Raw genomic sequence first — 7,581 nt, 5'->3', positions numbered from 1 at the left:
GCGCCGCTGGGCCATGGACGGCCCATCGGCGCGGCCCGATGGAGTGGCGCCGGAAGGAGGGAACCCGAAGGGCCAAGCCAGGAGCAAACGGTTTGGCTACTTTGCCATGACAAAGTAGCCCGGCCCGGAGAGGGCCGGAAACTCTCTGGCAGACCACCGCAAAAGCGACATACAAACCGATCCGGCGTATGCACGCACGGCCAAAACGGCAACAGACCCTAGGACATCAGTTGGTTATACCAATCCGCATAAGGCGTATTTTCAATCTTGTAGCGATTGAAGTCAGGCGCCCCGTCCTGCCACCACACCGGTCCTCGCTCGCCTAACTGCACCTTGCAGGCATTGACCTCGGCACGGGCCTGGCGCAAGCCGGCGGCATCCTCGGCGCCTTTGGTTCGCCTGACCTCGCGGCGTGCGGCCATCAATTCATCGACCAGTTGCTGGCGCAGTGGCTCGGCCAGCGATGGATCAGTACAGCGCCATAACCGGCCCTTGACCACAAAATAACGCCCATCCGGTGTGGCGGGATACTGCGTGCCAGTCATGAGGCGCTCCTTGTCTTGAATCGGGATACATTCAAAAAGCCTTCGTGCTGGCGTACCCTGCACAGTCTGATGCCCGCCAATAGAACGTCGCAGCGCCCATGCAGTCCCATACCCGGTACAACTTCAGGTCACATCGATGATAGTCAACACACTGGTTTTTCTCGCCACGCTGATAGGCATGGAAGGCTTTGCCTGGTATGCGCACAAATACGTGATGCACGGCTGGGGCTGGGGCTGGCACCGCTCGCACCATGAACCGCGCAGCGGCTGGTTCGAAAAGAACGATCTGTACGCGGTGGTGTTCGCAGGGGTCGCCATCGTGCTGATTGCGCTGGGCACCGCCGGCTGGAATCCACTGGAGTGGGTCGGCGCTGGCATGACCGCGTACGGCCTGCTGTACTTCATCGCCCACGATGGCCTGGTGCATCAGCGCTGGCCGTTTCGCCATGTACCGCGTTCCGGCTACCTCAAGCGCCTGTACCAGGCCCACCTGATGCACCACGCCGTGGCCGGCCAGCACCGCTGCGTGTCGTTCGGCTTTCTCTATGCGCCCTCCACGGCCACGCTCAAGGCGCAGTTGCGTGAGCTGCATGGCGGGCCGTTGAATCGCTCGCAAGCGGGCGTTGCCACAACGTCTGAGGACGCGCCGGCCACTGCCGACCACGGCCAGTGATCGCCCGCCACGCACCAAGGGCCACCAGCCGCAATTTGTCGGCCTTGCTGGTCGAAACGCGCGTGTCCCAGGCCTGTGCGCCGCGCTGACGCACCTTGATGCCGATTTCCCGGTAAACACCGCTGGCGGTCGCCACCGCCCATGCCGAGCGCCACGGCAAGGCGCTGAGCCCGGCCTCGGCGCTGTGGTAGAAGGGTTCGGCGAGATCGACCAGCCGCTGCGCCAGAATTGCCAGGCGCTGGCGATATTCAGGCTCGGCCAGTCGCGTGCGCGGGATAGACAACTCATCGAGCCAGTCCTGCGGCAGATAACAGCGGCCGACGCCGGCATCCTCGACGATATCGCGGGCGATATTGGTCAGTTGAAAGGCCATGCCCAGATCGCACGCACGGTCCAGAGTCTGTTCATCGATCACGCCCATGACCTGGGCCATCATCAAGCCCACCACACCAGCCACGTGATAGCAGTATTCAAGGGTGTCACCGATGCTGCGGTACTCGCGTTCATGCACATCCATGGCAAAGCCGGCCAGGTGTTCAAGCGCGTACTGGCGACGCAGGTCATGGCGGCGCACCACTTCGCGCAGCGCGGCAAACGCCGGGTCCTGTACCGGCAAACCGGCATACACCGCATCGGTATTGGCCAGCAGCCCGTCCAGACGTCGCCGCACCTCTTCCTCGCTGAGTACCACGGCATCGTGCCCGGCCTGCTGGCCGTCGATCACATCGTCGCAATGCCTGCACCAGGCATACAGCATCACCGCACTGCTGCGGGTCGCAGGGTCAAACAGCCGTGAAGCGGCAGCGAAGCTTTTCGAGCCGACTTCAATGCTTTGAATCGCATGATCCAGCAGGCGCTGATCTTCGACCGCATCACTCATGCATGCACCTCGCTGAGCATCAGACCGGCCGTGGCCTTGGCCGAGCCGATCACCCCCGGCACGCCGGCGCCCGGGTGCGTGCCGGCGCCGACCAGATACAGATTGCTCAGGCTGGCATCACGGTTATGCGGACGGAACCAGGCGCTTTGTTGCAGTACCGGCTCCAGCGAAAACGCCGAGCCCAGGTGCGCATTGAGCTCATCGCGAAAATCGAACGGGGTGAAGATGCGACTGGTGACCAGGTCCTCGCGCAGCCCCGGCATGTAGTGCTTCTCAAGGTAAGCGAAGATGCGGTCACGATAGCGCGGGCCTTCCACCGCCCAGTCGATCGGTGCGTTGCCCAGATGCGGCACCGGCGACAGCACGTAATGGCTGGAGCAGCCCGGCGGCGCCAGACTCGGGTCGGTGACGCACGGCGCATGCAGGTACAGCGAGAAATCCTCGGCCAGATCGCTGCCATTGAAGATTTCCTGAATCAGCTCGCGATAGCGCGGCCCAAAACACACCGTATGGTGCTGCAGTTGCGGCTGCGGCCGCTTGAGGCCGAAATGAATGACAAACAACGAATTGCTGAAGCGCTTGCCGGCCAGGCGCTTGCCCTCTTGCTGACCGCGCGGGTGCTGGCCCAGCAGGTCGGCGTAGGTGTGCATCACATCGGCGTTGGATGCCACGCAATCGGCCGGCCAGTGGCGGCCGTCCCTGGTCCGTACCCCGGTGACGCGCGCGCCTGTGGCGTCGATGCTGGCCACATCGGCGTTCAGTTCGACACGCCCGCCAAGGTCTTCGAACAGTTTGACCAGCCCACTGACCAGTGCGCCGGTGCCGCCCTTGGGAAACCACACACCCCATTTGCGCTCCAGCGCATGGATCAGGGTATAGATCGATGAGGTGGCAAACGGATTGCCGCCCACCAGCAGCGAATGAAAGGAAAACGCCTGGCGCAGTTTTTCGTCTTCGATAAAGCTCGACACCTTGCCATACACACTACGCCAGGCCTGCAAGCGCGCCAGTTGGGGACCTGCCTGGATCATGTCGCGAAACGACAGAAACGGTACGGCGCCCAGTTTCAGATAACCCTCTTCGAACACCGCTTTGGAATACGCCAGAAAGCGCTGGTAGCCCGCCACATCATTGGGGTTGATGGCATGAATCTGCCGATCCAGCCCGGCCTGATCGTTGACGTAATCGAACTGCGTGCCGTCTTCCCAGCACAAGCGGTAAAACGGCGAAACCGGCAGCAGCTCGACATACTCGGCCATCGGCTTTTTCGCCAGCGCGAACAGCTCTTCGATGGCGCTCGGGTCGGTGATCACCGTGGGCCCGGCATCGAAGACGAAGCCCTGATCTTCATACACGTACGCACGGCCACCGGGCTTGTCGCGCTTTTCCAGCAGCGTGGTCTGCACGCCAGCGGCCTGCAAGCGGATCGCCAGGGCCAGCCCGCCGAAACCTGCGCCAATCACTACTGCCTGTTTTGCCTGAGTCATGAATGTTTCTCGAAATGCCGGGGCGAATAGCGCAGCAAAGCGCGCAGGGCCTCGCCCACGGGAACGGGAGGTTTACCGGAAAGAATGCGCAGCTTGTCGAATACGTGGCTGTTGCCTGCATAAAAGCGGCTGATCAACCCTTCGGGCAAGCCATAAAACCGCTGCATGACCTGCCAGCGATTTTCGGGCCGCCCGGCCAGAAACAACATGCGGTTGAGCAGCCGATAAAAGCTCTGGCGCTGCCATTGATGATCGGCCAGCAGGGCAATGCCGCGCGCCAGCGAGTCGGCGCTCAGGTCAGTCTTTGTGGCGATCCAGTCGGCCAGTTGCACGGCATGCGGCAGCGAATAGCCGGTGGTGCAATGAAACAGCCCGGCGCGCAAACCCGACACCGGCCGGGTGAGCGCTTGCGCCTTGAACGCTGCAAAGTCGCCAGCCAGCGTGATCGGCAATACACCGGTTTCTTCACGCAGGCACTCACTGATCGTCCAGCCCTGCTGCTGTGCATAGTCGGCAATATGGCGCCGCAGTTGTTCGGCCGACGCCAGAGGCCGGTCGACATAATGGGTGTCTTCGATCAACAGCGTGTCATCGCTGAATGGCAGTACATAGACGAAGCGGTAGCCGTCGGCCTGGGTCACGCGGGCGTCCATGATGATCGGCACCTGCAAGCCATGCGGCTCGCGCAGGCGCAGCAACTGGCCAAGAAACGCCTGCTGGCCCAGCACCAGATGCGCGCTGGGTTGCAGGCCGCGACCGTCGATGACCGCCTGCGCCTGCAACACCTCGCCACTGTCCAGCACCACGCTGCGCGGGCCGAGCTGGCGGATCGCGCAATCGGTACGCAAATCCTCACCCAGCGCTTCACGCAGTACGCTGGCGAAACGCTCGGAGGTGATCGAGGCGTAACCGCTGTCAAGGCGCCGCGTACGGTCTGGAAAATGTACGTCGTACGCCGGCCAGGTCCTGGCGATCAGCGGCGCAATCCATTGCCGCTGTGCGGCCGTCAGGTCGCCGTCGTGAAACGACCAGGTGTGATTACCACCGGGTTCGGCCTGCTGCTCGATGCACAGCACGCGCAGTTCAGGGCGTAACTGTTTAAGGCGCAGGGCAATCAGCCCGTTGGCAAGGCCCATGCCTGCCAGAATAAGATCCAGCATTACGTCCCCGCCTCTTCTACGATGACCGGCTGCCCGGTACGAATAGCCTGCTCGACGATGTCTGCTGCACGGCTGACACCGCCTGCCTGTTGCAGCTCGGCGGCCAGACGCTGCAGCGGCTCGCGTGGACGCGCCAGCAGGTCAGTCAAACGCCGTGCGATGCGCGCTGCACCGGCACGGCGGTTCAATTGCACGCCCACGCCACTGTAGCTGACCCGCGCAGCCACCCCCGGTTGATCGAAGGCAATGGGCATGACCAGCATGGGCGTTTGCGCGGCGATGGCGTCCATTACGGTGTTCAGCCCGCCATGAGTGATCACCGCATCGGCCTGTTCGAGCGCCCAGCGCTGGGGTGCAAAATCGGTAACCCAGGTCGCTCCGTGGCGCAGCAAGAAGGTTTCTTGTGCCGTGTCGAGCGCGCCGCAATGGGCAATCAGCAATTGTGTGTCCAGATGCCGACAAGCGATGGCCATTCGTTTGAACATGCCCAGCCGATCACCTTGCAACGTGCCGAGACTGGCGAACACCAGCGGGCGTTGATCCTTGATCGGCCAGGTGCCGCAGGTGTCGTTGACGCCGGCGCGCAGCGGGCCGACCGGATGAAAATGCGCCGGCTGGGCAAGGCGTGGAAAATCGAAACCCGAGAGGGTCTGGCTGATCTGCGCCAGCGGCGAAAGGCAATCGTGCAGGCCGTCACGCGGCGCAACGCCCAAGCGACGTGCAGCATCGTGCAAGGTACGGCGCAACGGGCGCATCAACCAGTCATGCACTTGCCGACTGCCCTCGTACATCCGCAGGCTGCGCTCATCCTGGCCGTAGGCAAAGGGCATCACCGGCAGGGGCAACTGCGGCTCACGATTGATCGGCAAGGCACAGGCCACCGACACAAACGGCAGACCCAGCGCCTCGGCGACCAGGCCACCCGAGGCTTCCATCTGATCGCACAGCAGCGCATCGACACGGCATTGCTGCAAGGCGCCCGGCAGTTCAGCGGCGAGCATCGCCGTGCTGGCGGCCATATCATCGATGATGCGCCGCAAGCCGAACGGCAGACCTGGCCGTGCAGCGCGTTTCAGGTTCGCGGCCAGGCTACCAGGCGGATGACTGGCTGTGCCAAGCGCACAAAATTCGATACGCGGGTCGCTCAGCCAGGCACGGGTATCGGCCTGCTGAAAAAAGGTCACCCGGTGACCGCGATCCAGCAGGGTTGTGGCCAGCGCCTGAAAGGCCTGAAAGTGGCTGTACCAGGCCGATGGCACGACCCCGAAATGGCTTATCAACGATGCAGCGCCGACTGATACGAGCTCACCAGCCGCGCCTGACGCAAGGTGGCCAGGTTGCCAGAGCCGGTGCAGAAGCAGGCAATGCGCAACTGACGAATCATAATCTCGAAGTGGGCAATCACCGCCTCGGTCGAGATCGTCGCCTGCTGCAAGACCCCGGCTGCCTGCCCTACCAGATCCGCCCCGAGATGCAAGGCCTTGGCCGCATCCACGCCGTTGCGGATGCCACCGGACGCCACCAGGGTCACCTCAGGCAGCGCTTGTCGAACATTGACCACGCTCAGGGCCGTTGGAATGCCCCAGTCGGCAAACGCCATGGCCACTTCCCGGTCCGCAGGCGTTCGCGCGCGCTGCGCCTCGACCGCTGCCCAACTGGTGCCGCCCTGACCGGCCACGTCAATCACCTGCACGCCGGCCTCGACCAGCGCCAGTGCCACCGAGGCAGACAACCCGGCGCCGACTTCCTTGACCACCACCGGCACCTCAAGGCCTTGCACGGTACGCGCGATGGCATTGAGTACGCCGCGCCAGTCGCGGTCGCCTTCGCCTTGCACGGCTTCCTGCAGCGGGTTCAGGTGAATGATCAGCGCATCGGCCTGCAAGCTGTCCACAGCGCGCCGCGCAAGATCAATGCCGTCACGGCCGAGCAACTGCGCGGCGCCCAGGTTACCCAGCAGTGGAATATCGGGCGCCAGGCGGCGCAATTCAGCCGTCAGCCCCTGGTCGCTGCCGCCTTGCAGGCCCACCCGTTGCGAACCGACGCCCATGGCAATACCCAGCGCCTGGGCCGCCTCGGCCAGATGTCGGTTGATCGCGGTCGAGCGCTGGGCGCCGCCGGTCATGGAGCTGATCAGCAGCGGTGCCCGCAAAGGGATACCGAGCAAACGGCTGCTCAAGTCGATATCATCCAGGTTCAGCTCTGGCAATGCACAATGCTCGAAGCGCAGCGCTTCAAGACCGGAGCCTGCGCCATGTGCGTCGTCCAGGCTGTCGAGCACGATATTCAGATGATCATCCTTGCGCCGGCTCAAATCGTGTTCATTCATGACAGTTGCTTATCCCTGGAATCATTTTGAGCGGGGCGTTGTCTGTACATGGATCAAAGTTGTACAAAGCATAGAGTTTTGCACAACTTACGTACAAGATGTTACGTACAAGATGCTGCTCTTCAGGCACCCGGGAACGCCAGTCGTTCCATCCCAGGAAGCAAGCGGACAAAAACCTTTGCCAGGATGCGGCCATGACCACAGCGCAAGCGTGCACACCTTTAGACACCGACTTTACCGAGCACTTGGCCGGCGTGCGCGCAAGCGTCGAGCAACGCCTGAATGAACTGCTTCCTGAAAGTGGCAACGAGCGCGACCTGATTGTGCAAGCCATGCGCGAAAGCACCCTGGCACCGGGCAAGCGCATGCGCCCGATCCTGCTGGTGCTGGCCGCCGAAGGCCTGGGCCAGGGCGGCCGCCAGGCGCTGGAGCTGGGCTGCGCCGTCGAGATGATCCACGCAGCCTCCCTGGTGCTCGACGACATGCCGTGCATGGACGACGCCAAAC

General features: G+C 63.1%; 8 protein-coding genes. 2 read left to right on the top strand and 6 right to left on the bottom strand.

What is annotated here, in order from left to right; translation table 11 throughout:
• Positions 1–218 precede the first annotated feature (218 nt).
• Positions 219–545, bottom strand: a complete 327-nt coding sequence (locus tag ACYP2A_RS12370) for a hypothetical protein (RefSeq protein ID WP_459745281.1) — start codon at positions 543–545, stop codon at positions 219–221.
• A gap of 136 nt (positions 546–681) precedes the next feature.
• Here ACYP2A_RS12370 and ACYP2A_RS12365 point away from each other — a divergent pair, with 136 nt between their 5' ends.
• Positions 682–1,218, top strand: a complete 537-nt coding sequence (locus tag ACYP2A_RS12365; protein ID WP_459745280.1) for a sterol desaturase family protein — start codon at positions 682–684, stop codon at positions 1,216–1,218.
• Here the strand turns inward: ACYP2A_RS12365 and ACYP2A_RS12360 are convergent.
• From ACYP2A_RS12360 to fni, 5 genes are read right to left on the bottom strand one after another with little or no spacing between them, the layout of a single operon-like run.
• Positions 1,112–2,098 carry a phytoene/squalene synthase family protein gene (locus ACYP2A_RS12360; RefSeq protein ID WP_459745279.1) on the bottom strand — a complete coding sequence of 329 codons (987 nt, stop codon included), beginning with the start codon at positions 2,096–2,098 and terminating at the stop codon, positions 1,112–1,114. The genes ACYP2A_RS12365 and ACYP2A_RS12360 overlap by 107 nt on opposite strands.
• Entirely contained in the window at positions 2,095–3,585 is a 1,491-nt protein-coding gene (locus tag ACYP2A_RS12355; protein WP_459745278.1) for a phytoene desaturase, read from the bottom strand. The genes ACYP2A_RS12360 and ACYP2A_RS12355 overlap by 4 nt, the downstream gene beginning before the upstream one ends.
• A complete protein-coding gene (gene crtY, locus ACYP2A_RS12350; RefSeq protein ID WP_459745277.1) occupies positions 3,582–4,745 on the bottom strand; it encodes a lycopene beta-cyclase CrtY in 1,164 nt (387 codons plus the stop codon). Before crtY ends, ACYP2A_RS12355 begins: the two co-directional genes overlap by 4 nt.
• Entirely contained in the window at positions 4,745–6,022 is a 1,278-nt protein-coding gene (locus ACYP2A_RS12345) for a glycosyltransferase (RefSeq protein ID WP_459745714.1), read from the bottom strand. Before ACYP2A_RS12345 ends, crtY begins: the two co-directional genes overlap by 1 nt.
• Positions 6,022–7,074, bottom strand: a complete 1,053-nt coding sequence (gene fni / locus ACYP2A_RS12340; protein WP_459745276.1) for a type 2 isopentenyl-diphosphate Delta-isomerase — start codon at positions 7,072–7,074, stop codon at positions 6,022–6,024. The genes ACYP2A_RS12345 and fni overlap by 1 nt, the downstream gene beginning before the upstream one ends.
• 194 nt (positions 7,075–7,268) lie before the next feature.
• Here fni and ACYP2A_RS12335 point away from each other — a divergent pair.
• Positions 7,269–7,581 (top strand): polyprenyl synthetase family protein (locus tag ACYP2A_RS12335; protein ID WP_459745275.1); only part of this gene is annotated, 313 nt, incomplete at its 3' end.

Source organism: Pseudomonas sp. 3A(2025) (genome assembly GCF_054589175.1).
Note: the sequence above shows the minus strand (reverse complement) of the source record. Positions and strands in the feature narration are given on the sequence as shown.